Annotated in this window: 21 protein-coding genes; 10 read left to right on the plus strand and 11 right to left on the minus strand. The window is 66.2% G+C overall.

Annotated features, from left to right (window positions below):
- Positions 1-109: 109 nt before the first annotated feature.
- The 7 genes from ACODSK_RS24955 to ACODSK_RS24985 all read right to left on the minus strand — a co-directional run bounded on the left by ACODSK_RS24955 (position 110) and on the right by ACODSK_RS24985 (position 6,815).
- Entirely contained in the window at positions 110-2,101 is a 1,992-nt protein-coding gene (locus tag ACODSK_RS24955; RefSeq protein WP_489019763.1) for a peptidase U32 family protein, read from the minus strand.
- Positions 2,102-2,296: 195 nt separating this feature from the next.
- The gene (locus tag ACODSK_RS24960) at positions 2,297-2,677 is read right to left on the minus strand and encodes a RidA family protein (protein ID WP_489019764.1); all 381 of its coding nucleotides are present in this window, start codon (positions 2,675-2,677) and stop codon (positions 2,297-2,299) included.
- Positions 2,678-3,132: 455 nt separating this feature from the next.
- Positions 3,133-3,813 carry a class I SAM-dependent methyltransferase gene (locus ACODSK_RS24965; protein WP_489019765.1) on the minus strand — a complete coding sequence of 227 codons (681 nt, stop codon included), beginning with the start codon at positions 3,811-3,813 and terminating at the stop codon, positions 3,133-3,135.
- Positions 3,813-4,154, minus strand: coding sequence for a gamma-glutamylcyclotransferase family protein (locus ACODSK_RS24970; protein WP_489019766.1), 342 nt, complete (start codon positions 4,152-4,154; stop codon positions 3,813-3,815). Before ACODSK_RS24970 ends, ACODSK_RS24965 begins: the two co-directional genes overlap by 1 nt.
- A 15-nt stretch (positions 4,155-4,169) precedes the next feature.
- Positions 4,170-4,835 (minus strand): M24 family metallopeptidase, encoded by a 666-nt coding sequence (locus tag ACODSK_RS24975; RefSeq protein WP_489019767.1) that lies wholly within the window; start codon positions 4,833-4,835, stop codon positions 4,170-4,172.
- Between the two features lie 90 nt (positions 4,836-4,925).
- Complete coding sequence (locus ACODSK_RS24980) at positions 4,926-5,465, minus strand: YbhB/YbcL family Raf kinase inhibitor-like protein (RefSeq protein ID WP_489019768.1); 540 nt, start codon at positions 5,463-5,465, stop codon at positions 4,926-4,928.
- Between the two features lie 45 nt (positions 5,466-5,510).
- Positions 5,511-6,815, minus strand: a complete 1,305-nt coding sequence (locus tag ACODSK_RS24985) for an MFS transporter (RefSeq protein ID WP_489019769.1) — start codon at positions 6,813-6,815, stop codon at positions 5,511-5,513.
- A gap of 344 nt (positions 6,816-7,159) precedes the next feature.
- Here ACODSK_RS24985 and ACODSK_RS24990 point away from each other — a divergent pair, with 344 nt between their 5' ends.
- From ACODSK_RS24990 to ACODSK_RS25015, 6 genes are all read left to right on the plus strand, one after another.
- On the plus strand, positions 7,160-8,476 hold the full coding sequence (locus ACODSK_RS24990) for an alginate export family protein (RefSeq protein ID WP_489019770.1): 1,317 nt from the start codon (positions 7,160-7,162) through the stop codon (positions 8,474-8,476).
- 60 nt (positions 8,477-8,536) lie between these two features.
- Positions 8,537-10,216: an arylsulfatase gene (locus ACODSK_RS24995; RefSeq protein ID WP_489019771.1), complete on the plus strand. Its 1,680-nt coding sequence runs from the start codon at positions 8,537-8,539 to the stop codon at positions 10,214-10,216.
- A gap of 202 nt (positions 10,217-10,418) precedes the next feature.
- A complete protein-coding gene (locus ACODSK_RS25000; RefSeq protein ID WP_489019772.1) occupies positions 10,419-12,842 on the plus strand; it encodes an efflux RND transporter permease subunit in 2,424 nt (807 codons plus the stop codon).
- Positions 12,843-13,001: 159 nt separating this feature from the next.
- Positions 13,002-14,231: a helix-turn-helix transcriptional regulator gene (locus ACODSK_RS25005; protein WP_489019773.1), complete on the plus strand. Its 1,230-nt coding sequence runs from the start codon at positions 13,002-13,004 to the stop codon at positions 14,229-14,231.
- 147 nt (positions 14,232-14,378) lie between these two features.
- Positions 14,379-15,146 (plus strand): SDR family oxidoreductase, encoded by a 768-nt coding sequence (locus tag ACODSK_RS25010; protein WP_489019774.1) that lies wholly within the window; start codon positions 14,379-14,381, stop codon positions 15,144-15,146.
- Between the two features lie 9 nt (positions 15,147-15,155).
- A complete protein-coding gene (locus ACODSK_RS25015; protein ID WP_489019775.1) occupies positions 15,156-15,989 on the plus strand; it encodes an SDR family NAD(P)-dependent oxidoreductase in 834 nt (277 codons plus the stop codon).
- 356 nt (positions 15,990-16,345) lie between these two features.
- Here ACODSK_RS25015 and dmpG read toward each other — a convergent pair whose 3' ends face one another.
- From dmpG to ACODSK_RS25035, 4 genes are all read right to left on the minus strand, one after another.
- Positions 16,346-17,371 (minus strand): 4-hydroxy-2-oxovalerate aldolase, encoded by a 1,026-nt coding sequence (gene dmpG, locus ACODSK_RS25020; protein WP_489019776.1) that lies wholly within the window; start codon positions 17,369-17,371, stop codon positions 16,346-16,348.
- 10 nt (positions 17,372-17,381) lie between these two features.
- The gene (locus ACODSK_RS25025) at positions 17,382-18,311 is read right to left on the minus strand and encodes an acetaldehyde dehydrogenase (acetylating) (RefSeq protein WP_489019777.1); all 930 of its coding nucleotides are present in this window, start codon (positions 18,309-18,311) and stop codon (positions 17,382-17,384) included.
- A gap of 27 nt (positions 18,312-18,338) precedes the next feature.
- A complete protein-coding gene (locus ACODSK_RS25030) occupies positions 18,339-19,130 on the minus strand; it encodes a fumarylacetoacetate hydrolase family protein (protein ID WP_489019778.1) in 792 nt (263 codons plus the stop codon).
- 90 nt (positions 19,131-19,220) lie between these two features.
- Entirely contained in the window at positions 19,221-19,994 is a 774-nt protein-coding gene (locus ACODSK_RS25035) for a glucose 1-dehydrogenase (protein WP_489019779.1), read from the minus strand.
- A gap of 315 nt (positions 19,995-20,309) precedes the next feature.
- On the opposite strand from ACODSK_RS25035, the gene ACODSK_RS25040 reads away from it, so the two are divergent.
- From ACODSK_RS25040 to ACODSK_RS25055, 4 genes are all read left to right on the plus strand, one after another.
- Positions 20,310-21,497, plus strand: a complete 1,188-nt coding sequence (locus ACODSK_RS25040; RefSeq protein WP_489019780.1) for an acyl-CoA dehydrogenase family protein — start codon at positions 20,310-20,312, stop codon at positions 21,495-21,497.
- A 25-nt stretch (positions 21,498-21,522) separates the two neighbouring features.
- Positions 21,523-22,545: a 2Fe-2S iron-sulfur cluster-binding protein gene (locus ACODSK_RS25045; RefSeq protein WP_489019781.1), complete on the plus strand. Its 1,023-nt coding sequence runs from the start codon at positions 21,523-21,525 to the stop codon at positions 22,543-22,545.
- A 14-nt stretch (positions 22,546-22,559) separates the two neighbouring features.
- Positions 22,560-24,143 carry a FadD3 family acyl-CoA ligase gene (locus tag ACODSK_RS25050; protein WP_489019782.1) on the plus strand — a complete coding sequence of 528 codons (1,584 nt, stop codon included), beginning with the start codon at positions 22,560-22,562 and terminating at the stop codon, positions 24,141-24,143.
- 86 nt (positions 24,144-24,229) lie between these two features.
- The gene (locus tag ACODSK_RS25055) at positions 24,230-25,861 is read left to right on the plus strand and encodes a DUF1302 domain-containing protein (RefSeq protein WP_489019783.1); all 1,632 of its coding nucleotides are present in this window, start codon (positions 24,230-24,232) and stop codon (positions 25,859-25,861) included.
- Position 25,862 lies beyond the last annotated feature (1 nt).

The raw sequence follows: 25,862 nt of genomic DNA on the forward strand, positions 1-25,862 counted from the left end.
ATCCACTACTGCAATCGCGGCGGCCCGGCGTTCCGGTGAACCCGCTCCCACAGGGTCCGCGTCGCTTCAGGAGCGACGCAAGAGCTTAAGCAAGGAATGCCACGCAGTCTCAATGAGGCCCGCGCGGAATGGTCTTCATCAGGTCTTCGGCGCTGATATGGCCGACGATGGCACTGCCGGGTTGCGGCAGGTCGAGGATATGGCTCTTCATCTTGCCGATGACGTGCATCTCGCACGGCTTGCAGTCGAACTTCAAGGTCAGCACTTCGTCACCGTGCACCAGTTGCATCGGCGCCACCTTGGTGCGCACGCCGGTCACGCCCTTGGCCTGTTTCGGGCACAGGTTGAAGGAGAAGCGCAGGCAGTGCTTGGTGATCATCACCGGTACTTCGCCCGCTTCCTCATGGGCCTCGTAGGCCGCGTCGATCAGTTCCACCCCGTGACGGTGATAGAACGCCCGGGCCTTCTCGTTGTAGACGTTGGCCAGGAACGACAGGTGCGACTCGGGGTAGACCGGCGGCGGCGTGGTTTCCGCCTTGCGCCCGCCGCGTGGGTGAGCGGCGATGCGCGCCTCGGTCAGGGCCTCGATCACCTCGCGGCGCAGGGCCTTGAGTTGCGAGTTGGGGATGAAGAAGGCTTGCGGCGCATCCAGTTCCACCGCCGTGGCGTGGTATTGGGTGGTGCCGAGCTGGCCAAGCAGGTCGTGCAGTTGCTCCAGGGCCTGCTGCGGCTTGTTGGCGACGCCGAACGGACCGTCCAGGCGGGCATTGGCGCTGACGCCTTCCTCGCTGGTGGCGGTCAGGTCGAGGCCGTCCTCGCGCAGGCGGGCGACCCAGGACAGGCCGACGCGGCGCTCGGCCGAGGTCTTGAGCAGTGCTTGCTGCCAGTTGTGGTCGAGGTTGCGGCTCAGCGGATGATTCGGGCGCAGCTTGTACAGGCCCTCCGGCATCTCGTTGGGCTCGACCCGGTAGCGGTAGCGTTTCTCGCCTTCTTCATCGAACTCGCCCTTGAGCTCGGCGATATTGGCGCGGAAGCCCACCACCTCGCGCTTGACCAGCACGTTCAGGCCATCGCCGTTGGACAGCGGCTCATGGGTGACCACCTGCATGTCGCGCTTGCCGACTTTCTCGACGTTGCCCACCAGCAGGCCGGTGAAGGTCGGTGAGTCGAAGGCGCCGATGTCGATCTTGCGCTCGCTGACGAAGTAATCGGTGCTGCCGCGGTGGAAGGTCTTGTCCGGATCCGGCACGAAGAAGTGCGCGGTACGGCCGCTGGAGGCGCGGGCCAGGTCCGGGCGGTCTTCGAGGATTTCGTCGAGGCGCTGGCGGTAGTAGGCGGTGATGTTCTTCACATAGCCCATGTCCTTGTAGCGGCCTTCGATCTTGAACGAGCGCACGCCGGCGTCCACCAGGGCGCGCAGGTTGGCGCTCTGGTTGTTGTCCTTCATCGACAACAGGTGCTTTTCATAGGCGATCACGCCGCCTTTCTCGTCCTTGAGGGTGTAGGGCAGGCGGCAGGCCTGGGAGCAGTCGCCGCGGTTGGCGCTGCGCCCGGTCTGGGCGTGGGAGATGTTGCACTGGCCGGAAAAGGCCACGCACAGGGCACCATGGATGAAGAACTCGATCGCCGCGTCGGTTTCGTCGGCGATGGCACGGATTTCCTTGAGGTTCAGCTCGCGGGCCAGCACCAGCTGGGAGAAGCCGGCCTGGTCGAGGAAGCGGGCCCTGGCCAGGGTGCGGATATCGGTCTGGGTGCTGGCGTGCAGTTCGATCGGCGGGATATCCAGCTCCATCACCCCCAGGTCCTGGACGATCAGCGCATCGACGCCGGCATCGTACAACTGGTGGATCAGCTTGCGTGCCGGCTCCAGCTCGTTGTCGTGGAGGATGGTGTTGATGGTGGTGAAGATCCGCGCATGGTAGCGGCGGGCGAACTTCACCAGCTCGGCGATCTCGCTGACCTCGTTGCACGCGTTATGCCGCGCGCCGAAGCTCGGGCCGCCGATGTACACGGCGTCGGCGCCGTGCAGGATGGCCTCGCGGGCGATGGCGACATCGCGGGCAGGGCTGAGCAATTCCAGGTGATGCTTGGGCAAGGACATAATGTTTTTTTTCGGGCTGTTTCACGGTCAAGGCGCGCATTGTAGCGGCGAAATGGCCGGGGGGCATCCGAATGCTGCCGTGTGGTGCAGGGAATGCGACGCGGACCCTGTGGGAGCTGGCTTGCCAGCGATAGCGGCAGTGAATTCACCGACGTCATCGCTGGCAAGCCAGCTCCCACAAGGACTTGTGTGTAATCAGCCCTTGGCCGCCATTGCGGTCACTTCCACCTTCATCCCTTCCACCGCCAGCTCGGCCACGCCTACCGCCGCGCGCACCGGCCAGGGCTTGCTGAAGAAGCGCTGGTACACCTCGTTGAAGGCGGCGCGGTCGGCCATATCGGTGAGGTAGATGGTCAGGTGCAGCACCCGCTCCATCGAGCTGCCGGCTTTTTCCAGGGCTACTTTCAGCGCCTGCAGGGTGCATTCGCTTTGCGCGGTGATGTCGCCCAGTTCCAGGCTGCCATCGGCGCGGGTGGGGATCTGGGTCGACATCAGGATGCCGTTGAAGCCGGTCACATCGGAGGAAATCGATTCCGGGTCCGGGTCGGGGATGTAGGTGATGTCTTGCTGGGTCATGAAAGGCCTCTATGGCGGGATTGCACGGCCGGATAGTGTAAGGGGGAGCGGCGAGTGGCTGTCAGGAATTTGCAGCAGGGCTGCCATGTGCTTGCCTTGATCCTTGCAGCGTTCTTGAGATCGAGCGCCGTCCGCACGGCGCTTCGCGACGGTTCGGCGCCCCGACAAGCTCGCTCCCACGTCTGTTGCAACGCGCCATGGCCTGTGCGATCTCCTTTGTCAGCCTTTGGTGTTCGGCGATTCATCGCGGGGAAGCTGTTGAGCTCGACTCGATACCACGTCGTACCAACAAGGCGGGCAACCATGGCCTAACAGACATAGGTACGTTGCAACAAATGTAGGAGCGGATTCACCGGGACGCCGGACCGCCGCGATGCGCCGCGCGGGCGGCGCTCGATCTCAAGAACGCTAGAAAAACAACGGCATGCACCTCTCAGCCGTTACGCAATCCCCACTCACCTCAACCTCGCAACCAGCAACAACGAAGCCGGCCGCCCGGTAACCGGATGCAGCGGCTCCTGAATTTCATCAACGCCAAAACCACACTCACCCAGCAACCTCACCCAACTCTCCAGTGTCCGGAAATACCACGGCGCCGGCTCACGAAAGGCCGCATCGAATCCAGCCCACGACCCCTCGCGCCAGCCATCGACATAAGGCGCATCGCCACAGGCGACGTGCGGATGCAGGGTCTGGATCAGCAGATGACCGGGTCGCTCCAGCAACCCCGGCAAGGCCGCAAGCAGGCGCCCCAGTTCCTCGGCCCCGAACAGCGAGAAGTTGCAAGCCACCAGATCCACCTTGCGCTGCGGCGGTGCATCGATCAGGCCGGCATAGCCCAGGCACTGGTAATCGCCAGAGGGATCGGCAAGCCGCGCCGACTCCACCAGCCCGGCCGTGGCATCCACGCCCCAGGTGGCGATCCCGCGATCGCGCAGCGCCCGGCACAGCCAGCCTTCGCCGCAGCCCAGGTCCAGCATCGTGCGCGGTCGTCGGGCTTCGATCGCCGCCAGCATCGCCCGGTCGGTGACCAGTCGGCGGCTTTCGATGCGGGCTTCGCGCACGGCGCTGATCCAGGGCTCGGCATTGGTTTGCCAGCTGGACAGGATCAGCGCTTCGGGGTCGTGGCGGGTCATCAGGCTTTCACGTAGACCCAGGCCTGGGCTCCGGACAACAGCGTGACGCTGACCCGCTGGTAGTCCGCTACCTCATAGGCATCGGCCGCCGCCAGTTCCTGTGCAGTGATGGTGAACACGGTTCCGGGCACCCGGTCGCTGTCCACGCCACTGTGCCGGACGATGGGGTGGTGGGTCTTGCCACTGGTGGCGAGCACCTGCGGGTCGGTGATTTCCAGCCAGTCCTGGCGAAAGCCCACCAGGGCATCGGCCTGCCCGTGCAGTTCACGGCCGAAGCTGGACAGTTGCACGGCCTTGTCCTGCAAGGTGCCGTAGGAAAACAGCAGAACATCAGTGGTCATCGTGGCTGCTCCGGGTCAGGCCAACAGATCTTCATAGAACGCCCCATAGGCCTTGCTCGGATGAGCAATCTGGATCTCCAGGATCCACAGGCCCTTGTTCGGCTGCCCGTCATAGTCGCCGAGGTCGCCGGCGCGGTAGATGGCATGGGGGAAATCGCTGACCCGGTGCCCCTTGATATCCAGGTTGAGCTTCCAGCCCATGGCTTCGGCCTGCTGCTGGGCGAAGTCGTAGAGTTCGACGCCGGTGCAGGCGGATTCGCGCCAGTGCGCCTCGACCCGCTGGTACAGGGTCTTGGCCGCCGCCGCGCAGGCGATCATCTCCGGGTCGTCGCCGACGGTGAAGGTGGCGCCGGCGTCGCCCTCGTGGCCTTTCCAGACGATGCCCATGTCGATGAAGAAGATGTCGTTCTCGCCCAGCACCGGATCACCCTCGGAGCGCTCGTTGAAGGCTTTCAGGGTGTTGGCGCCGAAGCGCACCAGCAGCGGGTGCCAGATGCGCTCCATGTTCAGGTCGACGAGGATCTGCTTGCCGAGTTGGGTGGCTTCCTTTTCGGTCATGCCCGGGCGGATCACGGCGGCGATCGCGTCGACGGCTTCCCAGGTCCGGGCCTGGGCGTAGTTCATCAAATCCAGTGCGTAGGCGGCACCAGTGGCTTCCTTGGGATACACGGCGGTGGTCATCTGCGGCTCTCTATATCAGGGCTCTTGGGTGTTTTCGCTGTACAGCATTCTATATAGCGCCGGCAGATGGCAACCTTTAGTTACAGGTGTCTAGTGCCCGTACCGCCCGATGATGCTTTGTCCACCCAAGGCATGGCCTTGCAGGGCCTTGAGCAAACCATCGCGGTCGAGCCCTTCGGGCAGGGCATCCGGCGCCAGGTCGCTGGCGATCAGGGTCAGGGCGTAGTGGTGGGGGTTGTCGCCCGCTGGCGGACAGGGGCCGCGATAGGCCGTGGCGCCCTTGACGTTGCGGCCGATGGTAATGCCTTCGCTTACCCCTTCGGCGATCTCGCCGCGACCTGCATCGATGTTGTAGGCGACCCAATGGATCACGCCGAGGCCCTTGGCACCGTCCGGGTCGAACATCACCAGGGCCACCGAGCGAGTGCCCTGCGGCAGGTTCTTCCAGCTGATTTGCGGCGAGCGCTCCTGGCCCTTGCCGCAATTGGTGTCGGCGCCGATCTGCGCCAGGGGGATGGTGCCGCCGTCGTCGAACGAGGTGGAGTGAATCGACAGCGGCGCCGCTTGGACGGCGCCGGTCAGGGCCAGCAGGGCGAAGGCGCCGGCCAGCAGGGAGGGTTTTCTAGACACTGCGGTGGTCCTCTGGAAATACTCCGGGAACCGCAGTGTAGACGCTTATTCCACGCCGGCGCGGGGCACGGGCGGGGAGTGCGCGTTGCTGCACTCGGGAACCGGCGGGTGCTCCTGGGCAGCAACGCGCAGGTCGTCGGTGACCCGCAGTTCGGCGCCGGTCGGCGAGAAGGTCGCCGACGGCACGAACGGCGCCGGGTTGGCCGGCACCGGACGCTTGCCGCGGCGCAGCACGAAGAAACCGACCATGGCCAGGTTGACGCCCGCGAAGGCCCAGAACAGCCCGGCCTCGCCATAGCTGTTCATCACCGGGGAAATCGCCAGCGGACTCAGCGCCGACCCCAGCGAGTTGATCAGCAGCATGCCCTGGATCATCGGCACCAGGGCCTCCACCGGGGCACGGTCGGCGGCGTGGCTGACCGAGACCGGGTACACCGCGAACACGCCACCGCCAAGCAGGAACAGCATGACTGGCAGCAACACCGAGTTGGACGGCAGCAGCACGATCACCAGCGACAGCACCACGCACAGCGCGCCAAGGGCGATCAGTACGTCCTGGCGGTCCTTGCGGTCGGACCAGCGGCCCACCGGGTATTGCAGGAGCATGGCGCCGAGGATCACCCAGGCCATCATCTGGCCGACCTCGCCGACATCCAGGCCGATGCGTTGCAGGTACAGCGGCAGCAAGGTGTAGACCGCCGCGATGGTCACCCCGGAGCCGAAGCAGCCGGCCAGGCCGGTCGGGGTCACGCTGAGCAGCTGGCGTGGGCGCAACGGCTCGACATGTTCGAGGATCGGCGAGACCCGCGGCAGGATCACGATCGGCAGCACCGACAGCGACGCCAGCATGCCGGCGACCATGAACGGCGCGGTATCGCCCCAGCCGGCCAGGGCCCCGAGGCCCGCCTGGCTCAGCACCCCGGCGCCGTAGAAGGCGATCATGTAGAGCGCCAGCAGGCGGCCGCGCACCTTGGTATCGCCGGCCATCAGCAGCCAGCTTTCGATCACCAGGAACACCCCGACGGTGGCCCAGCCGTTGATCAGGCGCAGCACCATCCAGCCCCAGGTATCGACGAACAGGCCCTGCAGCAGGATGGTCACGGCGATCAGCGAGGCGAAGCTGCCGTAGGCGCGGATATGGCCGATGCGCAGGATCAGGCGGTCGTTGAACACGGCGCCGAGGGTCAGGCCGATGAAATAGGCAGAAGAAACGAAGCCGATCATGGTGGCGGATTCGCCGGCTTCGTCCAGACGCAGGGTGGTCAGGGAAGACAGGAAGCCGTTGCCCAGGGCCATGATGAACAGCCCGAGCAGGGGTGCCAGCGCCATCGCCAGCAAACGCGGAGACATACGTACCTCGAAAATCGATTGAATAGCGGACAGACACCCTCGGGACGCGCGCGCATGTTCAGCCGGACCATTGCGGACCGTGGCTGCCGGTTTTTATTGGGGTTGTCGCTGCTCGATGCGATGAGGCGAAAAAGGGGCGGCGAATTCTACTGGGTTTCGGGGGGCCGCCGACAGCTGGGGTGGGGTGCGGCGGAGTGTCGCAGCCGGGGCTGGTGCACCAGCTTGTGGCAGGCACCTGCAACTGCCCCGGCACAGAGAGACAAGAAAACCTGACCACTCGAATGAGTTAATCCCCCTCGATCCAGATGGATCAGATCCTTACGACAAGAACAAAGGGGATTGATGTGAACAGGTTTCGCCATGGCTCCATACTGGCCGCGGCCCTGAGTGCCATTTCCACTGGCGCCTCGGCCTACGAGCTGTACTCCGACGCGGACTCCACACTGAAACTGAATGTCCAGGGCGCCCTGGGTTTCTTTCATAGCGACGAAAGCTACAACCAGGGCGGGCCTATCGCCCCGGGTTCGGTAGCCTGGCAGGAAGCCTTCCTGCGCTACGGCCTGAGCGGCACCACGCGTCTGGCGGGCAACTCGTCCCTGTACGGGGAATTCAACGTCGTCAGCAACGGCACCTGGGGCGACGGCGATGCTGCCGGCTACACCGACGGCAGCGAACGCCGCACCGCCGTGGACCGGGCCTACGCCGGCTGGCGCTCGGGTGATCTGTTTGCGGCCCTGGGCAAGGATGGCGTGGACTTTTCCGCCGGCAGCCAGAAGGTCAAGGTCGGTGACGGCTTCATCATCAACGGCGATGGCCTCAGTGTCGGCAACAACATCGCCGACGGCAGCGTCGATCGTGGCGGTGCCTATTACCTCACCGCGCGCAATGCCTTCGACCGCACCGCCTGGCTCAAGTTAGGCGGCCAGCAGGGCTGGCGCGGCGACCTGATCTGGGTGAAATCCGACAACGAGCTCAAGGCCAAGCCCGAACTGGGCATCGCCGTGCTGGAGCATGTCGCGCCGCAAGGCACGGTGGGCCTCACCTACGTCAAGGGCCTGGGCGTCGATGAAAAACTCGCCAACCCGTTCAGCGCCCAGCGCGATGGCCTGCATATCACCAGCCTGCGTGCCCAGGGTAATGCCGGGGTCAAGGACCTGTTCCTGTCCTTCGAGTACGCCCATGAAGCCAAGCGCCTCGGTGACGAGCACGCCTGGTACGCTGAAGCCGGCTGGACCTTCTCCGACCTGCCCTGGCAACCGCGCGTCGGCTACCGCTACAGCCGCTATTCCGAAGACTACGATCCGCTGTTCAGCGGTTTCAGCCGCGGTTATGGCACCTGGTTCCAGGGCGAGGTGGCGGCCAATTACGCGGGGCCGTTCCAGCGCAATGCGGTGATCCATATGGCCAGCCTCGGCCTCACCCCGCATCCGGACGTGGCCATGGGCGTGCTGCTGTTCGACTTCTCCAGCCTCGACAAGCGCCAGGGCGACCTGGCTGCCCGGGAGCTGGACCTGTACCTGGACTGGACCGTCGGGCAGTTCACCATCAGCCCGCTGGTCGGCCTGTACAAACCGCAGAAAAGCGCGGAGCAGGGCGGTTCACAGCAGGGTAGCGACGACCTGAACCTGTACAGCCAGATGGTGGTGTCCTTCGCCTTCTGATGACTTTTGCCGCGTCTGCGGCTTCCCAGACTTATTCCAACTACAACAAGGACCTTCCTCATGCGCGCTCCCTTCCTCCCCACGGCGCTGTCCGCGGTGATCGGCCTGACGGCGGCACTGGGCCAGGCCCAGGCGGCCTCGGTCGACCCGGCCAAACCGAACATCCTGCTGGTGGTGGCCGACGACATGGGCTACGGCGACCTCGGCAGCTTCGGCAGCGAGATCGACACCCCCAACCTCGACGCCCTGGCGGCGTCCGGGGTGCAACTGACCAACTTCCAGGCCATGCCGGCCTGCTCGCCGACCCGCGCCGCACTGCTGACCGGTGCCGACCCGCACCAGGTCGGCCTGGGCAACATGGCCGAGGAGACTTCGCCCAACCAGGAGGGCAAGAAAGGCTACGAGGGCTACCTCAACGAGCGCGCGGTGACCATCGCTTCGCTGCTGCGCGATGCCGGCTACGACACCTACCTGAGCGGCAAATGGCACCTGGGCAGTACGGCCCAGACCGGCCCGGACCAGCGTGGTTTCGAGCACTCCTTCAGTCTGCTCAGTGGCGGTGCCAGCCACTACCCGGACATGAAGCCGGCCTACGCACCGACTCCGGAGGCCAAGGCGCCCTATGCCGAGGACGGCAAGCGCCTGGACAAGCTGCCGGCGGACTTCAGCTACTCCTCGCAGTACTACGCCGAGCGCATGATCGACTACATCGCCGCCGACAAGGACACCGGCCGGCCGTTCTTCGGCATGCTCGCCTTCACCGCGCCGCACTGGCCGCTGCAAGCGCCGGATGCGGCCATCGAGAAGTACCGCGGACGCTACGACGCCGGCTTCGATGCCCTGCTCGAAGCACGCCTGGCCAGACAGAAGACGCTGGGCATCATCCCGGCCGACGCCGAAGCCGCCGCGCGTTCGCCCAAGGGCCGCGCCTGGGACAGCCTGACCCCGGAGCAGCGCCAGCGCGAAGCGCGGGCCATGGAAATCTACGCGGCGATGATCGACCAGATGGACGTCAACACCGGCCGGGTCTTCGATTACCTGCGCAAGAACGGCCTGTACGAAAACACCATCGTCATCTTCATGTCCGACAACGGCGCCGAAGGCCACGACCTCGATGAAACCTGGCCGGCGGACCTGTTCCCGAAGATCCGCAAGGTGATCGACGAGACCAACGACTTCAGCTACGAGCACATGGGCAAGCCCGGCTCCTATACCTTCCTCGGCCCGAACTGGTCGCGGGTGGCGGCGCCAACCCTTAGCCTGTTCAAGGGTTTCCCCACCGAGGGCGGCACGCGCACGGCGGGGATCATCCGTATTCCTGGTGTCACTGCCGACGGCAAGCAGCTGCATCAACTGGTCAGCGTCAAGGACTTCGCCCCGACCCTGCTGGAGCTGGCCGGGGTCAAGCAGCCGGGGGCGAGCTACCAGGGCCGCGAGGTCACGCCGATGACCGGCACCTCGATCCTGCCGCTGCTCAAGGGCGCCAGGGCAGCCGAGCGCACTACTGGCGGCGAGCTGTTCGGCAAGCGCTTCGTGCGCAAGGGCGACTGGAAGCTGGTGCACATGCCCAAGCCCTGGGGCAATGGCGAATGGCAGTTGTTCGACCTTGGCCACGACCTGGCCGAGCGGCATGACCTCAGTGCGCAGCAGCCGCAGAAGGTCGCCGAGTTGAAGAAAGTCTGGGATGACTATGCCCGGGACAACCATGTGATCCTGCCGGATCAGGTCAGCGGGTATTAAGACCTGAACTGACGGGTTGGCTGTACTGGCCTCATCGCCGGCAATGCCGGCTCCCACAGGTTTTAGCGGTGCACGCGATACCTGTGGGAGCCGGCGTTGCCGGCGATGAGGGCCTCAAGAGCACAGCAATTACCCCATTTGGACGATGCCCGCCCAGCCCCCTGGCCCGACTATCCAGTCAAAGGCCAACGAGAGGCGGGCAATGAACCAGGTCAAACAATGGGTGGCGCGCTGCGTCGAGGTAATCGCGAACTGGCTGATGGCCTGGCGCAAGGGGCTGCTGGCACTGTTCGTGCTGCTCAGCCTGGGACTGGGCTACAGCGCCCTGAACACCCAGCTGGATCCGGGCTTCAACAAGCAGATCCCGGTACGCCACGCCTACATGCTGAACTTCCTCAAGTACAGCCAGTACTTCACCGGCGCCAACCGCTTCCTGGTCAGCGTGCGCTGGAAAGGCGAGGGCGATATCTATAACGCCGCTTTCCTCGACACCCTGCGCAAGGTCACCGACGATGTGTTCTTCATCTCCGGGGTCAGCCGTCCCAGCGTGACCTCGCTGTTCACCGCCAACGTGCGCTACATCGAAATCACCGAGGAAGGCTTCTACGGCGACGTGGTGGTGCCGCCGCGCTTCAGTGGCACCCCCGAGGACCTGGCCCAGGTGCGCAGCAATGCCGCTGCCTCCGGGCAGGTTGGCCGGCTGATCGCCAATGACCTGAAATCCGCCATGGTCCGCGCCGACCTGCAGGACCTCGACCCACGCACCGGCAAGCCGGTGGACTACACGCAGATCGCCCAGCGCCTGGAAGAGGTGCGGCAGAAGTACTCCAGCGACCAGATCGAGATCAATATCGTCGGCTTCGCCAAGCTGATGGGCGATGTGGTGGAGGGCCTGACCACGGTGATCGGCTTCTTCGCCATCGCCTTCGTCATCACCGGCCTGCTGCTGTGGCTGTATTCGCGCTCGCTGCGCCTGACCGTGGTCGCCCTGCTGGTAGCTCTGCTGCCGGTGGTCTGGCTGCTCGGCCTGCTGCCGCTGCTGGGCCTGGGCATCGATCCGATGTCGATCCTGGTGCCGTTCCTGATCTTCTCCATCGGCGTGTCCCATGCGGTGCAGATGACCAATGCCTGGAAACAGGACGTGGTGGCCGGTGCTACCTCGTTGCAGGCAGCGCGCACGGCCTTCTGCAAGATCTTCATTCCCGGCTCCCTGGCCCTGCTGATGAACGCCCTGGGCTTCGCGGTGATCATGCTGATCGACATTCCCATCGTCCATGAGCTGGGGGTGACCGCCTGCGTCGGTGTGATGCTGATGATCATCACCAACAAACTGATGCTGCCGATCATCCTCTCCTGGCTGAGCCTGGAGCGGGGCCTGCTGCACCGCGAACAGAGTGCCGGGCAGGGCCGGCATGCCCTCTGGTGGCGCCTGTCGGCCCTGGGCGAGCCGGGCCCGGCGCTGGCGGTGTTCGCCTTGAGCCTGCTGCTGCTCGCCGCCGGCACCTGGAAGGCCCGCGAGCTGGCGGTCGGCGATATCGGTGCCGGTGCCCCGGAACTGCGCGCCGACTCGCGCTACAACCAGGACAACGCGCGGATCATCGGCAGCTACTCCATCGGCCTCGATGTGCTGGCGGTGTTTGTCCAGGCCCACGATGTGGAGGAGGGCTGCCTGAGTCCGGAAGTGATGCGCGCGGTAGAGGGCTTCGACTTCCATATGCGCGCGGTGCAGGGCGTGCAGTCGGTGCAGAGCGTGGCCGGCATGGGCAAGCGGGTGATCGCCGGCAACAACGAAGGCAATCCGCGCTGGGCGGCGATTCCCGGGTCGTCCCGTGGCCTGAGCCAGGGCGCCCGCGCCTACATGCCCGACGACGGGCTGGTCACCGATGGTTGCCAGCAGATGCAGATCCTGGTGTTCCTCGCCGACCACGAGGGCGCCACCATCAGCCATGCCATCAGCGAGGCCAAGCGCATCATCGGCCAGGTCTCCACGCCCCATGTCGAGTTCCTCCTGGCCGGCGGCAACGTCGGGGTGATGGCAGCGTCCAACGAGGCGGTCAAGCGCGCCGAGGTGATCATGCTGGCGGCGCTGTTCGGTTCGGTGGCGCTGTTCTGCTGGCTGACCTTCCTGTCCATGCGCGCGGTGCTGTGCATCCTGGTGCCGCTGGCGATCGTGGCGATCCTGTGCAACGCCCTGATGGCCCTGCTGGGCATCGGCCTCAAGGTCGCGACCCTGCCGGTGATGGCCCTGGGCGTAGGGGTCGGGGTGGACTACGGGATCTACCTGTACGAACGCATCCAGCACGAGATGGCAGCCGGCGCCGATCTGCGCCAGGCCTTCTACCAGGCCATGTGCCAACGGGGCACGGCGGCGGTGTTCACCGCGCTGACCATGTCCATCGGCGTCTGCACCTGGGCCTTCGCTCCGTTGAAGTTCCAGGCCGACATGGGCGTGCTGTTGTCGTTCATGTTCCTGGTCAACGTGCTCGGTGCGATCTTCCTGCTGCCGGCCCTGGCCGCCTGGTTCAACCGCGGCCGGCCGCTGGTGGCGCGGGAGGACCGTTCCATCGAGGTGCTGCGCGGCGAGTTGCGCCTGAAGAAGCAAGCGGCAGCACCGCATATCCGATAGGCAGCGAGATCAGGGCGCGCCCTATTGTGGGCGCCGGAGGACATTGGCGAGACTGAACGACCTTGCGTTACCTGCGTTTCCCGGGGGCCTTGCCCCTGAAGCCGAATCTATAAAAACAACAACGGCAGGCCACGGCCTGACCCGAGCGAGGAGAAGACGGTGGAAAATCCTGTATTGACCCAGGAAGGCCTGGATGCGCTGGGCCTGGACCTGGCCGGCTACGATCGGCTGGTCAGCGAAGTCTACGACGGCGCCATCGACCCCAAGCGCATGGCCCGCGCCCTGACCAGCTTTCGCGACCTCTACGACGCCAACTACGTGACCCTGATCCTGCGCGTGCCGGACCAGCCGGACATGGGCCTGATGATCATCGTCGGCGATATCGAGGGGGCCGGCGAGGTCAGCTACATGACCTACCCGCAGACCCACACGCCGTTCACCAACCAGCCGCTGGACTACGTGTTCACCGTGGACGACGTGCTCAGCCCGGGCCAGTGGGAGCAGTCGGCCTACTTCAAGATGTTCTGCGGTCCGCAGGACGTGTACCACGTCATGGGCGCCGACATCTCCACCCCGGACGGCGGCAAGCTGCGCCTGCGCATTACCCGGCCCAAGCGCGCGCCGGCGTTTTCCCGGCACGACCGGGCGCTGTGCGCGATGTTCCTGCCGCACCTGCGCCGGGGCATGCAGATCCACAATCTGCTTGATCGCAGCGAATCCCTCAGCGAACTCTATTCCCAGGCCATCAGCCGGCTGTCGGTGGCGACCCTGGTGCTCGATGAAAACGGCAGCGTACTGCGGGTCAACCCGGTGGCCCAGGACCTGCTGGCCCAGGCCGACGGCCTCAAGCTGGTAGGCGGGCGCCTGGAGGCGACCTACCCGAGCGACAACCGCGAGTTGCAGCGACTGATCCGCGGCGCCTTCGCCCCGGACGCGCCGAAAAGCGCCGAGGCCATGTCGGTGACCCGGCCGTCCGGGCTGGTCAACCTGGGCCTGGTGGTGGAGCCGATCCCGTCCCTGGACTGGGCGGAAGAGAAGGGCCAGCCAGCGGCGCTGGTGTACATCCGCGACGCGGCGAGCAAGTCCCTGGCCAGCGAACTGGTGACCAAGCAATTGTTCAACCTGACCAAGGCCGAGACGGCGCTGGCCATGGAGCTGGCCAACGGTCTGTCGCTGGAGGAGGCGGCGGAAGAGCTGAATATCCGCCGCAATACCGCCCGGGCCCACCTGCGTTCGATCTTCTCCAAGACTGGTGTTCGCCGACAGACCGAGCTGGTGCGGATCCTGCTCAACAGCGTGGTGGCCCTGGGCAAGCCCAAGGTGGCGCTGAAGGCGGCGGGCAAGCTCAAGGTGCCGCCGCCGCAACTGGCGCTGGCCAGAAGGGCCTGATTTCTAGTCCGGCTGGGGGATGTTCTGGCCAATCCTGTCTTCGATCATGAGGGGCCACTATCGCTGGCAAGCCAGCTCCCACAGGTTCAGCGTTGTGGGAGCTGGCTTGCCAGCGATGAATTCACCACCTCTCTCAGGGAATACCCCATGCCCACCACCGCCATCACCGGCTCCGCCTCCGGCATCGGCGCTGCCGTCGCCGCTACCCTGCGCGCCGCCGGCCACACCGTTATCGGCATCGACCGCAGCAATGCCGACGTCATCGCCGATCTGTCCACTCCAGAAGGCCGCGACTCGGCCATCACCCAGATACTCGAACTCAGCCACGGCCGCCTCGACGGCCTGGTCTGCTGCGCCGGCGTCGGCGTCACCGCGCCGTCCTGCGGTCTGATCGTGGCCATCAACCACTTCGGCGTCAGCCAGTTGCTTGTCGGTCTCGAAACAGCCCTGGAGCAGGGCGACAACCCCGCCGCCCTGGTGATCGGCTCGGTCGCGGCAATCCGCCCCGATGCGCAGCAACAGCCCATGACCCAGGCCATGCTCGACAACGACGAAGCCCGCGCCCGCGACCTGGCCGACAGCCTGGCCGAACCGCAGATCGCCTACGCCTGCTCGAAATACGCCATCACCCACCACGCCCGGCGCCTCGCCGCGCCCTGGGGACGCAAGGGCATCCGCCTCAATGTGATCGCCCCCGGCGCCGTGGAAACCCCGCTGCACGATGCCTCGCGCAACGACCCGCGCTTCGGCCAGGCGGTGCGCGATTTCGTCGCCCCGCTGGGCCGTAACGGCCACCCCGAAGAAATCGCCGCGCTGATCGCCTTCCTGCAATCGGAGCAGGCCGGCTTCATCCACGGTGGTGTGATCTACATCGACGGCGGCATGGACGCCATGGTCCGCCCGCAACAAGTCTGAGGAAGCGCCATGAACAAGGTTGCATTCATTACCGGTGCCAGCCGCGGCATCGGCCGCGAGACCGCGCTGGCCTTTGCCGCCGCCGGTTTCGACGTGGCGATCAGTGCCCGGACCCTCGACGAAGGCGAACAGCACCCCCACGCCCTGCGCGACGCCAACGGCGCACCGCTGCCGGGCAGCCTCAATGGCACCGCCGCGGCCATCCGCGCCCTGGGCCGGCGTGCCCTGGTGGTGCCCATGGACCTGCTCGACAGCGCCTCGGCCCTGGCCGCGTGCAAGGCGGTGCTTGGCGAGTTCGGTCGCATCGACGTGCTGGTCAACAACGCCATCTACCAGGGCAGCGATCTCAACGCCGGGTTCCTCGACCTGCAGCCCGAGACCCTGGAGCGCATGTTCCACGGCTACATCCTTACGCCGTTCCTGCTGACCCGTGCGGTGACCCAGGCGATGGCGGAGCAGGGCGGTGGGGTGGTGATCAATGTCACCTCCGGTGCGGGCGAAAGCGATCCGCCGGTAGCGGCCGGCAAGGGTGGCTGGGGCTATGCCTACGGTGCGGGCAAGGCGGCGGTGTCGCGCTTGTCCGGGATCGTCGCGGCGGAGCTGGGGGAGGCGGGGATCCGCGCCTACACGGTCAATCCCGGGGTGGTTACCACCGAAGCGCTCAAGGCGACCATCGGCGACCAGGGGCTGATCGCCCTTCGTGCCGGAACCGCACCGCCCGAGGTGCCGGCGGCGGTGATGCTGTGGTTGGCCACCGATCCGCGGGCAGTGGATTACCAGAAGCGTACGATCGCGGCGCAGGCGTTGGCGCTGGAGCAGCGGATAGTGCCTGACTGGCGTTGATGGCAATCCCGGTAACCTCCATGTCAATGCCGGTCTGATCGCTGGCAAGCCAGCTCCCACAGGGTCCTGCGTCAGGCCTGGATCGTGCGGCTGGCCCGGTACCTTGTGGAAGCCGGCATTGCCGGCGATGAGGCCATCAGCCTCGATATCGATCTTGCTGTCGGGTTGTTCTTGCCGGCCTGATCGCTGGCAACGCCAGCTCCCATAGGGTCCGAGCCGAGCACGGATAGTGTGGCTGGCCCATAACCCTGTGGGAGTCGGCGTTGCCGACGATGAGGCCAGCAGTCACAACATCAATCTGCTTGCCTGCCACCATGGAATCTCCCAGAGGTTCCATGGTGGTCATTGCTCGGCGCTTAGGCTCGCCGCTGCCGCGCCAAGGTCATCGCCGTATCCTCGATCATGTCCTCCTGCCCGCCGACCATGCCGCGCCGGCCCATTTCCACGAGAATCTCCCGCGCCGACACGCCGTACTTCTTCTCCGCCCGCTTGGCGAACAGCAGGAACGAGCCATACACCCCGGCAAAGCCCATGGTCAGGGCATCGCGGTCGCTGCGGATGGGGAAGTCCATGATCGGCACCACGCGGTCCTCGGCCACATCCTGGATCTGGAACAGGTTGACCCCGGTCTCTATGCCCATGCGCTCGCACACCGCCACCAGCACTTCCATCGGCGTATTGCCGGCTCCGGCGCCAAGCCCTGCACAGGCCGCGTCGATGCGCGTCGCCCCGGCGCCGATGGCGGCGATGGAGTTGGCCACGCCCATGGACAGGTTGTGGTGGCCATGGAAGCCGATCTCGGTATCCGGTTGCAGCACCTCGCGCAGGGCCGCGACTCGTACCGCGACATCCTCCGGCAGCAGGTAGCCGGCCGAGTCGGTCAGGTAGATGCAGTTGGCACCGTAGCTTTCCATCAGCTTGCCCTGGGTCGCCAGGCCCTGCGGGCTGTTCATGTGGGCCATCATCAGGAAGCCGACGGTGTCCATGCCGAGCTTGCGCGCATGGCTGATGTGCTGTTCGCTGACATCGGCTTCGGTGCAATGGGTGGCGACGCGCAGGGTCGAGACCCCCAGTTCGTGGGCCATGCGCAGGTGATCGACGGTGCCGATGCCGGGCAGCAGCAGGGCCGAGACCCGTGCCCGTTTCATCAGCGGAATCACCGCCGACAGGTACTGTTCGTCGCTATTGGCGGGAAAACCGTAGTTCACCGAGCTGCCGCCAAGGCCGTCGCCGTGGGTGACTTCGATCAGCGGCACCCCGGCGGCGTCGAGGCCGCAGGCGATGTCCTGCATCTGCTGCAGGCTGATCTGGTGGCGCTTGGGGTGCATGCCGTCGCGCAGGCACATGTCGTGAACGGTGATGCGTTTGCCGCGTAGGTCCATGGTCGGGTCCTCAGGCGTGGGCGGGTTGGGCGGTGATCGGGCGTGGCTGCAGCTCGCCGTTGAGCATGGCTTCGGCGTAGATCTCGGCGGTGCGTGCGGCGGCGGCGGTCATGATGTCGAGATTGCCGGCGTACTTGGGCAGGTAGTCGCCCAGGCCTTCCACCTCCATGAACACCGAGACCCGCCGGCCATCGAACACCGGGCCGTTGACCAGGCGGTAGCCGGGCACATAGCGCTGCACCTCGGCGATCATCGCGTCCAGGGCCTGGCGGATGGCGGCCTGGTCCGGTTCCTCGGCGGTCAGGCAGTGCACGGTGTCGCGCATGATCAGCGGCGGTTCGGCGGGGTTGATGACGATGATGGCCTTGCCCTGTTTCGCCCCGCCGACCTGCTCGATGGCGCTGGCGGTGGTGCGGGTGAATTCGTCGATGTTCTTGCGCGTGCCCGGGCCAACCGACTTGGACGCAGCAGTAGCGATGATCTCGGCGTAGTCCACCGCCTGCACGCTGGACACCGCCGCCACCAGCGGAATGGTGGCCTGGCCGCCGCAGGTGACCATGTTCACGTTCATCGCGCCGAGGCCGAGGTTGGCCTTGAGGTTGACCGGTGGCACGCAGTAGGGGCCGATGGCCGCCGGGGTCAGGTCGATCATCAGCACGCCCAGCTCGTTGAGCTTGCGGCTGTTCTCGGCGTGGACATAGGCCGAGGTGGCGTCGAAGGCGATCTGGATACGGTCGTCGAGGACATGGGGCAGCAGGCCGTCGACGCCCTCGGCGGTGGTTTTCAGGCCTAGCTCGCGGGCGCGGGCCAGGCCCTCGGAGGTGGCGTCGATACCGACCATCCACACCGGCTCCAGCACTTCACTGCGCTTTAGCTTGTACAGCAGGTCGGTGCCGATATTGCCCGGGCCGATCAGGGCGCAGCGGATCTTCTTGCTCATGGTTGGGGACTCCGCGAAAGAACGTGCTCAGTGCACGAAACGCAGGCTGGAATGGCCCAGCCCGCTCATGGAAAGGCTGATGCGGTCGCCGGCAGCCACCGGCACCAGGGGGGCGAGGGCACCGGACAGGATGATTTCGCCTCGGCGAAACGGAATGCCCAGCTCGCCGAGGGTATTGGCCAGCCAGGCCACCGCCGCGCAGGGGTGGCCCTGGACTGCCGAGCCCAGGCCATTGCCGGCCGGTTCGCCGTTCTTCAACAGCTGCATCTCGACCCGGGCCAGGTCCAGCCCGCGCGGGTCGATGCGCTGGGTGCCAAGGGCAAATACGCCGCAGGAGGCGTTGTCGGCGACGGTGTCCTGGATACGGATCTTCCAGTCGTCGATCCGCGAATCGACGATCTCGAAGCAGGGCATGACCGCCTCGGTGGCGGCCAGCACGTCCTCGGCGGTGATGCCCGGACCGTGCAGGTCCTCGCCGAGGATAAAGGCGATCTCGCCTTCGGCGCGGGGCTGGATCAGGTTGTAGCGGGCCAGGCTGACCGCGCTGGCATCGTCCACCTGCATGGCATCGGTGAGAAAGCCGAAGTCCGGCTGATGCACGTCGAGCATCTCCTGCACGGCGCGGCTGGTGACGCCGATCTTCTTGCCCACCACCCGTTCGCCCAGGGCCTGGCGGCGTTGCAGGAAGCGCAGGGAGATGTGGTAGGCGTCATCCAGGGTGATCTGCGGATAGCGGGCGGTGAGCGGGGCGAGGGCCTTGCGGCTGCGCAGGGCGTGGAACAGCTCGGCGCCGAGGGCATCGATCAGGGGGGCGTCCATGGTCAGGGCTCGTTTCGGGAAAAAAAGGGCCGGCGCCACTGAGCAGGAGCAACGGGTTCAAGACGCCGGCCAAGGCGGTGAGAAGCAGGTTCAGCCGACCCAGACGCTGGAATCGGCGCCGCCGTCGACATCGATTATCTTGCCGCTGACCCAGGCCGAGGCGGGGCTGGCCAGGTACAGCGCGGCGGCGGCAATATCCTCGGGGGTGCCCAGGCATTTCAGCGGGGTATTGGCTTCCATGCTATGGCGCATGGCGGCGGGCATCACCCCGGCCAGGGCGTCGGTCAGGGTCGGCCCGGGGGCGACTGCATTGACCCGCACCTGCGGGGCGAAATCCTGGGCCAGCAGGCGGGTCAGGTGGCTCAGGGCGGCCTTGGCACTGCCGTAGGCGCTGAAATGGCGCTGGGAATAGCGTGCCGCCACCGAACTGATATTGACGATATTGCCGCCGCCGGCCTCGCGCATCAGCGGCACGCACAGCTGGCAGAAGGCGTAGGCGGTGGACACGTTGAAGCGCAGGATCTCGTCGAACTGTTCGGCGGACATCTTCAGCGGGTCGTTCGGACCTCCACCACCGACGTTGTTGACCAGGTGGGTGATCCGGCCCATTTCCTCGCGGCTGCGCTCGACCAGGGCCTGGCGTTGCTGGCTGTCGGTTACATCGCAGGGGATGGCCAGGGCGCGTTGACCGAGGGCGCGGACTTCCTCGGCCACGGCCTCGACCTCGCTCGCCGAGCGTGCCGAACACACCACATCGGCGCCGGCCTCGGCATAGGCCAGGGCAATGGCCCGGCCGATACCGCGGCCGCTGCCGGTGACGATGGCCACGCTGCCGTGGAGGTGGAAGCGGTTGAGGATGCTCATGGGGGGGTCCTTGGTTGCGTTGGGCGTGGCAGGACTATGGCGGGGTGGGGGGGAGGGGGCATCGTCTCAATGGACTATCAGTTTGGACTCGGTGGTGTGGCTGCCGGCCTCATCGCTGGCAAGCCAGCTCCCACAGGGTTTGCGCCAGCCACACTATCTGTGCTCGACGCGGTCACTGTGGGAGCTGGCTTGCCAGCGATGAGGCCAATACAGACAACGCCCTAGTCCGCTTTGACGATGATTCCCCCCGCCCCCCGCTTCGATGATTCCCCCCAGCTTGCGCACCGGCGCAATCCAGATCGGGAGAGTCGAACCATGTACAGCACGCGTGACAAGAACGAAGAAGAAATCGAGCTGCTGGAGCGGGCACGCCGCTTGGTGCCGCTGCTCAAGGAGCGCGCTGCCCAGGCCGAGCGCGAGCAGCGGGTGCCGGACGAGAGCATCATCGAATTGCAGGCCGCCGGCCTGTTGCGCGCCCTGCAACCGCGTGCCTTCGGCGGCTACGAGGTCGATCCGCGCACCTTCTTCGAGATCCAGATGATCCTCGCCGAAGGCTGCATGTCCACCGCCTGGATCTACGGGGTGATGGGCGTGCACCCGTGGCAACTGGCGCGCTACCCGATCGAGGCGCAGCGCGAGGTGTGGGCCGAGGACCACGGCGCGCTGATTTCCTCCACCTATATGCCCGCAGCCAAGGTCAGCGTGGTCGAGGGCGGCTACCGCATCAGCGGGCGCTGGGGCTTCTCCAGCGGCAGCGAGCATTGCCAGTGGGTGTTCCTCGGCGGCATCCTCCCGGCCGATGGCGATTTCGCCAGCGAGCACGGCACCTTCCTGCTGCCTCGCGCCGATTACCGCATCGAGCGCAATTGGGACGTGCTCGGCCTGCGCGGTACCGGCAGCCACGACATCGTGGTCGAGGACGCTTTCGTCCCGGCCCATCGTGTGCAGCGCACCAACAACTGGCGCATCGAGGCCACGCCAGGACGCCTGGTCAATACCAACCCGATCTACGCCATCCCCTTCGCCCAGGTGTTTTCCCGCGCCGTCTCCACCTCGGCCATCGGTGCCTTGCAGGGAGCGATCAACGAGTTCCGCGCCAATGCCGCCGCGCATACCGGCAAACATGGCGCCCGCACCGCCGACGATCCGGTGGCGCAAATCGCCGTGGCCGAGGCGGCGATTACCGTCGATGCCCTACGCCTGGTGCTGGAGCGCAACTACGAGCACCTGATGAGCCTGGCGCGCCAGGGCGAGTACCCGGACACCGAAACCCGCCTGCTGTACCGCTACCAGTCTTCCTACGTGACCAACGTCTGCGCCGACCGGGTCAACGATCTGCTGCGCAGCATGGCCGCCTCGGGCCTGTACAACAGCAACCCGGTGGCGCGGATCTTCCGCGACCTGCACCAGGCCCGCGGGCATATCGCCAACAACTTCATGGCCTACGGGCGCAGCTTCGGCGCGGTGCAGTTGGGTCTGCCCAATCCGGATCCGTTTGTCTGAGCCCCGTCACCGCGAGTAGCCGACCATGACCGACTATCTGACCCTGCGTGTGGCGCAGGTGATCGAGGAAACCGCCGACGCCCGTTCGCTGGTGTTCGAGGTGCCGGAATCCCTCACTGCACGCTTTCGTTATCGACCCGGACAGTTCCTCACCCTGCGGGTGCCGTTCGAGGGCGGCTGGCTGCCGCGCTGCTATTCGTTGTCGAGCACGCCGCTGCTGGACGAGCCGCTGCGGGTGACGGTCAAGCGCGTGGCCGACGGGCGGGCCTCCAACTGGCTGTGCGAGGCCCTGCAGGAAGGCGAGACGCTGCAGGTGCTGCCGCCGGCGGGAGTGTTCGTGCCGCGCTCGCTGGACGGCGACCTGCTGCTGTTCGGCGGCGGCAGCGGGGTGACCCCGGTGCTGTCGATCCTGCGCTCGGCGCTGTTGAGCGGGCAGGGCCGGATCCTGCTGGTGTACGCCAACCGTGACGAACGCTCGGTGATTTTCCGCGAGCAACTGCGCCAACTGGCCAGCGCCCACCCCCGGCGCTTGCAGGTGGTGCATTGGCTGGACTCGGTACAGGGCATACCTGATAGCCAGCAACTGGCCGAGCTGGCGCGCCCGTTCAGCGCTGCCGAGGCCTTTATCTGCGGGCCGGGGCCATTCATGGACGCCGCCGTCACGGCATTGACCAGCCTCGGCATGCCCGCCGGACGGGTGCATGTGGAGCGATTCGTGTCCTTGCCCGGCGAGGGCGAGGCCTTGTCGCAACAGGCCAGCGAGGCGGCCACGGCGGCGGAACTGGCGGTGCGCCTGGACGGGGAAGACCACCAGTTGCCCGTGGACAGCGGCGAGACCCTGCTCGACGCCATGCGCCGCGCCGGCCTCAACCCGCCCAGCGCCTGCCGTGTCGGCGGCTGCGCCTCGTGCATGTGCACCCTGGAGAGCGGCGAAGTCGAGTTGCTGGTCAACGACGCCCTCGATGCCGGCGAACTGGCCGAGGGCTGGATCCTCGCCTGCCAGGCCGTGCCCACCACTGCGCAGTTGCGCATCCGCTTCCCTGAATGATGACGAGCGAAACCATGATCGACCCGAACCCACACACCAGCATCCCGCGCCTGCTGTTCGACAGTGCCCGGCGCTTCGCCGGGCGCACGGCCATCGAGGAGGACGGCCAGTGCCTGGACTATGCCGACCTGCCCGAGCAGGTGATGAGCATCAGCCGCGGCCTGATGGCCCTGGGCATCCAGGCCGGCGACCGGGTGGCGATCTGGGCGCCGAACAGCGGCCAGTGGATTCTTGCCGCGCTGGGCATCCATTGCGTCGGCGCGGTGCTGGTACCGATCAACACACGGATGAAGGGCAACGAGGCCGCCGATATCCTCGAACGCAGCGGTTGCCGGCTGCTGTTCGTCCAGCAGCGCTTCCTCGACAGCGATTACCTCGCCTTGCTGGCGCCGCATCGACCGGCCAGCCTCGAACACCAGGTGGTTTTCGATGCCGAGCGGGTTGGCGATGTTCGTGACCTGGGTTACCGCCAGTTCCTTACCGGGGCGTTGACCATCGAACGGCTCACTGCCGAGCGTCGTGCGCTGTCCATCGGTCCCGAGGCCCTGTGCGACCTGCTGTTCACCTCCGGCACCACCGGCAAGCCCAAGGGCGTGATGAGCGCCCATGGCCAGAACCTGCGGGCCTTCAGCGAATACGTGCGGGTGATCGGCCTGGTGCCCGGTGACCGCTACCTGATCGTCAATCCGTTCTTCCATGCCTTTGGCTACAAGGCCGGCTGGCTGACCTGCCTGATCGCCGGAGCGACCATCCTGCCTCACGCGGTGTTCGATGCCGACGCGGTGTTCCAGCGCATTGCTCGCGAGCGCATCAGCGTGCTGCCGGGAGCGCCGACCCTGTACCTGTCGCTGCTGGCCCACCCGCGCCTGGCCGAGACCGACCTGTCCAGCCTGCGCATCGCTGTAACCGGCTCGGCAAGCATCCCGCCGAGCCTGATCGAACGCATGCGCGGCGAGCTGGGTTTCAGTGTGGTGACCACGGCCTATGGGCTGACCGAATGCGGCGGCTTGGCGACGATCTGCGATCCGTGCGACTCGGCGCAGACCATCGCCGGCACCAGCGGGCGACCGCTGGCAGGCACCGAGGTAAGCATCCGCGACCCACGCAACCAGGCCCTGGCCCAGGGCGAGACCGGGGAAATCTGCCTGCGCGGCTTCCACCTGATGCAGGGCTACTTCGACAACCCCGAGGCGACCCGCGAGGCCATCGACGACGAGGGCTGGCTGCACACCGGCGATGTCGGCCGGCTGGATGCCGAGGGCAACCTGGTGATCACCGACCGCCTCAAGGACATGTACATCGTCGGCGGCTTCAACTGCTATCCGGCGGAAATTGAGGCGGCGCTGGTCGCCCATCCGGCGATTGCCCAGGTGGCGGTGATCGGCATTCCCGATGCGCGCATGGGCGAGGTGGGTTGTGCCTGCGTGGTCCTGCGCGAAGGCCGCGCGCTGGAGGAGGGCGAGCTGATCGCCTGGAGCCGCGAACGCATGGCCAATTACAAGGTGCCGCGTCAGGTCCGCCTGCTGCCGGCCTTGCCCCTCAATGCGTCGGCCAAGGTGGCGAAGAACGAACTGCGCGCCTTGATCGGCAACGCCTGAGTTTCACCAAACGGACGATGTGCCGGCGCGGACGCTGTTCCACCCTGCGCCGGCAAGCCCCGACAACAACAAGAAAGGAGTGGAGCATGTCCAACCGGAACATTCACCGTGGTTCCATCAGCCTGCTGGCCCTGGCGGTCAGCGCAGCGGCCTGCGCCGGGCCGAGCGTCGAGCTGGGGGAGAACACCACCCTGGAGTCATCGCTGACGGTCAACTACACCGCCTCGATGCGCACCGCCAAGCCGGCCCACGAGTACCTCAACGACCTCAACAACGACGACGGCACGCGCAACTTCAAGCGCGGTGCGCTGATCAACAACCGCGTCAGCCTGTTCGGCGAGCTGATGCTCAAGCACGACAACCTCGGCGCGGTGCTGCGCGGCAGCCACTTCTACGACGACGTCTACCACCAGCGTAACGACAACGACTCGCCCGATAGCGTGAACAAGGCCGGTCGCGCCGACGGTTTCACCGACAGCACCCGGCGCCTCAGCGGCAGCAAGGCGCGGCTGCTGGATGCCTATGTCTACGGCAACTTCGATATCGGCGAGACCCAGTACCTCTCGGTCAAGGCCGGCCGCCACCTGGTGGCCTGGGGCGAAAGCCTGTTCTGGGCCAACATCAGCCAGGGCCAGGCGCCGGTGGATGCGACCAAGTTCAACGTGCCGGGCACCGAGGCCAAGGATTCCTACCTGCCGGTGGGCCAGGTGTCCGCTTCCTGGTCGCTGAACGAGGACCTGGCGCTGGTCGGTTTCTACCAGTACGAGTGGGAAAAGACCCAGCTCAACCCGGTGGGCGACTACTTCGGCAGCGACACCTTCGGCCCCGGCGCCGAGTTCTACCGCCTGGCCCCGGGGGTGATCCAGGGCCTGCCGGACCACAGCTTCACCGCGGTCAACTACGACGGCGAACTCAAGCCCAGGGACAGCGGCCAGTGGGGCCTGGGCGTGCGCTACCGGATCACCGAGAACACCGAGGTCGGCCTGTTCCACTACCGCTACCACGAGCGCATCGGCTCGATGTTCTTCGACTTCAGCGGCACCACCCAGTATTCCTCGCTCAAGCGTCTTGCCGGGCATGCCACTGCCGGCACCGCACCGGCCTATCGCCTGGGTTACTTCGAGGACGTCGAGCTGACCGGGATCAGCTTCAGTTCCAAGGTCGGCGACTCGGTGCAGTACGCCGGCGACCTCAGCTACCGCGACGGCGCCTCGGTGTACCTGGACAACGGCGCGCCGACCCGCGGGCGGATCTGGCAGGGCAACCTGAATGCCTCGTACATCCTCGGCCCGAGCCTGCTGGCCCAGCAGACCACCTTCATGGGCGAGGTGGTGCACCAGCGTATCCAGGACGTCGACAAGCTGGTCATCACCGGCGGCGGGCCGGGAGTGGACGGGGTGTTCGACAACTTCGAGTCGAAGACCCAGACCCGCGGCTCGACCCTGCTCGGCATCGGCGCCTACATGGATTACCCGTCCATCGCCAACGGCCTGGACCTGACCACCAAGGTGGTCTGGACGCAGAACCTCGATGGCAGCGCCTACCAGGGCCTGGGCCGCGACGAGAAGCGCCTGACCGTCGGCGGCGACTTCAAGTACCTGGGCAATTTCCAGGTCGGCCTGACCTACGTCGCCTATCTCAGCTCGCCGGATATCGCCCAAGGCCGCCTGATGGCCGACCGCGATTACCTGTCGTTCAACGCCAAATACACCTTCTGAG

The sequence above is a fragment of the Pseudomonas sp. FG98 genome (genome assembly GCF_057808595.1).

What these genes read in the sequence shown, in the direction of transcription:
- ACODSK_RS24995 (WP_489019771.1), top strand. Translation starts at nt 8,537, where the DNA reads ATGCGCGCTCCCTTCCTCCCCACGGCGCTGTCCGCGGTGATCGGCCTG.
- ACODSK_RS25025 (WP_489019777.1), bottom strand. Translation starts at nt 18,311, where the DNA reads ATGAGCAAGAAGATCCGCTGCGCCCTGATCGGCCCGGGCAATATCGGC.
- ACODSK_RS24965 (WP_489019765.1), bottom strand. Translation starts at nt 3,813, where the DNA reads ATGACCCGCCACGACCCCGAAGCGCTGATCCTGTCCAGCTGGCAAACC.
- ACODSK_RS25015 (WP_489019775.1), top strand. Translation starts at nt 15,156, where the DNA reads ATGAACAAGGTTGCATTCATTACCGGTGCCAGCCGCGGCATCGGCCGC.
- ACODSK_RS24970 (WP_489019766.1), bottom strand. Translation starts at nt 4,154, where the DNA reads ATGACCACTGATGTTCTGCTGTTTTCCTACGGCACCTTGCAGGACAAG.
- ACODSK_RS24985 (WP_489019769.1), bottom strand. Translation starts at nt 6,815, where the DNA reads ATGTCTCCGCGTTTGCTGGCGATGGCGCTGGCACCCCTGCTCGGGCTG.
- ACODSK_RS25010 (WP_489019774.1), top strand. Translation starts at nt 14,379, where the DNA reads ATGCCCACCACCGCCATCACCGGCTCCGCCTCCGGCATCGGCGCTGCC.
- ACODSK_RS25055 (WP_489019783.1), top strand. Translation starts at nt 24,230, where the DNA reads ATGTCCAACCGGAACATTCACCGTGGTTCCATCAGCCTGCTGGCCCTG.
- ACODSK_RS25000 (WP_489019772.1), top strand. Translation starts at nt 10,419, where the DNA reads ATGAACCAGGTCAAACAATGGGTGGCGCGCTGCGTCGAGGTAATCGCG.
- ACODSK_RS25040 (WP_489019780.1), top strand. Translation starts at nt 20,310, where the DNA reads ATGTACAGCACGCGTGACAAGAACGAAGAAGAAATCGAGCTGCTGGAG.
- ACODSK_RS25050 (WP_489019782.1), top strand. Translation starts at nt 22,560, where the DNA reads ATGATCGACCCGAACCCACACACCAGCATCCCGCGCCTGCTGTTCGAC.
- ACODSK_RS25035 (WP_489019779.1), bottom strand. Translation starts at nt 19,994, where the DNA reads ATGAGCATCCTCAACCGCTTCCACCTCCACGGCAGCGTGGCCATCGTC.
- ACODSK_RS25045 (WP_489019781.1), top strand. Translation starts at nt 21,523, where the DNA reads ATGACCGACTATCTGACCCTGCGTGTGGCGCAGGTGATCGAGGAAACC.
- ACODSK_RS24975 (WP_489019767.1), bottom strand. Translation starts at nt 4,835, where the DNA reads ATGACCACCGCCGTGTATCCCAAGGAAGCCACTGGTGCCGCCTACGCA.
- ACODSK_RS24960 (WP_489019764.1), bottom strand. Translation starts at nt 2,677, where the DNA reads ATGACCCAGCAAGACATCACCTACATCCCCGACCCGGACCCGGAATCG.
- ACODSK_RS24955 (WP_489019763.1), bottom strand. Translation starts at nt 2,101, where the DNA reads ATGTCCTTGCCCAAGCATCACCTGGAATTGCTCAGCCCTGCCCGCGAT.
- dmpG (WP_489019776.1), bottom strand. Translation starts at nt 17,371, where the DNA reads ATGGACCTACGCGGCAAACGCATCACCGTTCACGACATGTGCCTGCGC.
- ACODSK_RS25030 (WP_489019778.1), bottom strand. Translation starts at nt 19,130, where the DNA reads ATGGACGCCCCCCTGATCGATGCCCTCGGCGCCGAGCTGTTCCACGCC.